At 40.1% G+C, this 2,148-nt stretch carries 2 protein-coding genes and 3 pseudogenes; 1 reads left to right on the plus strand and 4 read right to left on the minus strand.

Features of this window, described 5'->3' with window-relative positions:
• Nucleotides 1–58: 58 nt before the first annotated feature.
• The 4 genes and pseudogenes from PSF16_RS17220 to PSF16_RS17235 form a co-directional block, all read right to left on the minus strand.
• Nucleotides 59–294, minus strand: a pseudogene (locus tag PSF16_RS17220) (transposase); the annotation flags it as partial.
• Nucleotides 295–414: 120 nt separating this feature from the next.
• Nucleotides 415–624, minus strand: a complete 210-nt coding sequence (locus tag PSF16_RS17225; protein WP_272689789.1) for a hypothetical protein — start codon at nt 622–624, stop codon at nt 415–417.
• Between the two features lie 23 nt (nt 625–647).
• Complete coding sequence (galE, locus tag PSF16_RS17230; protein WP_272689790.1) at nt 648–1,670, minus strand: UDP-glucose 4-epimerase GalE; 1,023 nt, start codon at nt 1,668–1,670, stop codon at nt 648–650.
• A 66-nt stretch (nt 1,671–1,736) separates the two neighbouring features.
• Nucleotides 1,737–1,979: pseudogene (locus PSF16_RS17235) on the minus strand (IS5/IS1182 family transposase); the annotation flags it as partial.
• A 3-nt stretch (nt 1,980–1,982) separates the two neighbouring features.
• Between PSF16_RS17235 and PSF16_RS17240 the strand changes: the two are divergent.
• A pseudogene (locus tag PSF16_RS17240) lies at nt 1,983–2,148 on the plus strand (IS3 family transposase); the annotation flags it as partial.

Below are 2,148 nucleotides of genomic sequence, written 5' to 3' on the forward strand. Positions count from 1 at the left end.
GAGTCTGAGCTAGTACATTTTAGGATCTATCAACAATCACTCTGACATGTTTCAAAATCGCATCACGCCATTTTTAGAAGCACGATGTGCAGAACTCAGTAAACATGCCCCTTTGGTATTCAAAGCATTCTACAGGCAGCCAGTCTTGAGCACAAATAATATGGCATCCATAGCTACACGGTTATCAACCCGTTTACGGTTAGTTCCGAGCGGATGATTTGTTTTGTGTTCAGGGATAAGAGTTGTTATTTTTTCCGAGAGTTCATCACTAATCTGACAATAACGGCTTATCATACGTTCCCCCTCAGAAATTATCATAACTAATTATATTATATAACAATTTCTTTTTGGATTGGCTCTTAAAGTAATAATTTGCATATTTTATCCATCAGCTCTTTGAGCTTTAGTGATAGTTTAACTTAATGTTTTATTCTCATTAATATTCTTTGTTTTATCTTCAAAGTGTTGTTTAAAAATTAAAACATCACTCATTTTTACCTTACCATGCCTATTTCTTTTAGGTAAAGGCAATCCTTCTAATTCATATGTAGTTCTATATAACATAGCTAAATATTCTGCTTTAACACCAATATATAGGGCAAAGGAATCTATATCAATATTCATATTTTAACCTAAGTAAAATAAATCTATTTATAGCCATTAGGGTTTTGCGATTGCCAACGCCAGCTATCGTTCACCATATCTTGCACGGAGTACTGAGCTTGCCAGCCTAAATCAGTAAAGGCTTTATTAGGGCTAGACCAGCACTCAGCAATATCACCGGGGCGGCGAGCAACTATTTTGTATTGGATCTGTTTGCTTGATGCCTTTTCGAAAGCAGCGATCATTTCTAATACACTCGTTCCTTTACCCGTACCTAGGTTATAGATATGTAGGCCTGCTTGATGGCTGACATTGTTTAATGCTGCAATATGACCGCTAGCTAAATCCATAACATGGATATAATCACGTACGCCAGTACCATCTGGAGTTGGGTAGTCAGCGCCAAATACCATCACTTCTTTATGACGACCAACTGCTACTTGAGCAATATAAGGGGTCAAATTATTTGGAATACCTTGAGGGTCTTCCCCCATTAAACCTGAAGTATGAGCTCCGACAGGGTTAAAATAACGTAATAAAGTCAGTGACCATTCATCATGCGCAATATGTAAATCGGTAAGAATGCGTTCAACCATATATTTGCTAGTACCATATGGGTTGGTTGTACCACCTACTTTCGACTCTTCAGTTAACGGTACTTCTTCAGGATCACCATACACCGTCGCGGAAGAACTAAAAATGAGGCTTTTTACACCCGCTTTTTGCATTGATGTGATTAAAACCAAAGTTCCATTAACATTATTGTCATAGTACTCAATCGGTTTTTGAACTGACTCACCCACGGCTTTTAGCCCTGCAAAGTGAATCACCGATGCAATTTTATGTTCGGCAAAAATGGTATCTAAAATTTTGCTATCACGTACATCACCGACGTAGAAAATAGGTTTAGTGCCAGTAATGGTTTCAATGCGATTTAGTACTTCAGGATTAGCATTGCAGAGATTATCTAAAATAATTGGCTGCATGCCTTGTTCGATCATCTGTACACAGGTATGGCTACCAATGTAGCCAAGGCCACCAGTGACTAATACTTTTGCGTTTTTCATTGTACTTTCCTAGTACTCATAAACATAATTATAATCGTCTGACTTGGCATCGATGCCATTTAGAACCTATCCCAATAGGATTTTATTCCAGATAATGATACCACAGACAAAATGCAGCATCGCCTCATAATTCTCGACCTTCTTCTCCCAACGAGTCAGGACACGACGGTAGCGATTCATCCAACTGTGTGTTCTCTCTACAACCCAGCGATGGGCCTTAAAATCCGTGTTTTTGATGGCTTCTGATTCATCCTTCCGTGACTGGATATGAGGTTCATAGCGACGACTTTTCAGATACGCTCCCAACCATGGCTGGTGAGCTGTCAGCAGCCTGTTCACCGGTATAAACGTGGCGGTCATGAACACATTGCTATCCCGAACCACCTTGAGCGACAGTTCGCAGTGACAGAGCCCAATCAGGTATGGTGCGGCGACGTAACGTATATCTGGACCGGTAAACGCTGGGCATACCTGGCCG

The organism is Providencia sp. PROV033 (genome assembly GCF_028484855.1).
Classification (GTDB): domain Bacteria; phylum Pseudomonadota; class Gammaproteobacteria; order Enterobacterales; family Enterobacteriaceae; genus Providencia; species Providencia alcalifaciens.